The organism is Streptomyces sp. WM6386, assembly GCF_000972385.1.
In the GTDB taxonomy this organism is placed as follows: domain Bacteria; phylum Actinomycetota; class Actinomycetes; order Streptomycetales; family Streptomycetaceae; genus Streptomyces.
The window spans coordinates 1-557 of sequence record NZ_JXTE01000404.1 but is presented as its reverse complement, the minus strand read 5'-3'; the positions used below and the strand labels follow the sequence as shown (position 1 = coordinate 557).

Annotated in this window: 2 pseudogenes; both read left to right on the top strand. The window is 71.3% G+C overall.

Annotated features, from left to right (window positions below):
- A pseudogene (locus TN53_RS41960) lies at window positions 1-235 on the top strand (polyphosphate kinase 2); the annotation flags it as partial.
- A 120-nt stretch (window positions 236-355) separates the two neighbouring features.
- Window positions 356-557: pseudogene (locus TN53_RS46405) on the top strand (carboxylesterase/lipase family protein); the annotation flags it as partial.

The following is a 557-nucleotide window of genomic DNA, read 5'->3' as shown; positions in this document are numbered from 1 at the left end:
CAAGGACGAGATGATGGTGCACACCGACGTCGCCGAGTCCCCCTGGCACGTGGTGGAGAGCGACGACAAGCGCCGGGCGCGGCTGAACACGATCGCCCATCTGCTGAGCTCGGTGCCCTATCACGAGGTGCCACCGCCGGTGCTGGAGCTGCCCGACCGTCCGGGGTCGACCGGCTATCAGCGCACGCCGCGCGATCTGCAGACCTACGTCCCCGATCACGCGGCTCGCCTGTGACGCACGCCGGGTGCGGCTACGCCGTCGTCAGGGCCAGCGCGGTGAAGGTGTGCCGGTCCCACAGCCGGCGTGAGGCCTCCTCCGGGTAGGCGGTGACCGTGGGTTCGGTGTCGAGGAGTCGGACGAGGCGGCGCACTCGGCGCCTTTCACGGGCTGGACGTACCCCTGACCTTCGGCGTGTTCGACGGCAACGGTCTGGGCGCGATGCTGATCGGCCCCACTCCCTCGCCCGAGACCGAGGCCCTGTCCGCCCACATCCGCTCCTCCTGGACCGCGTTCGCCACGACGGGCGACCCGGGCTGGCCCGCCTACGATCCCGAGC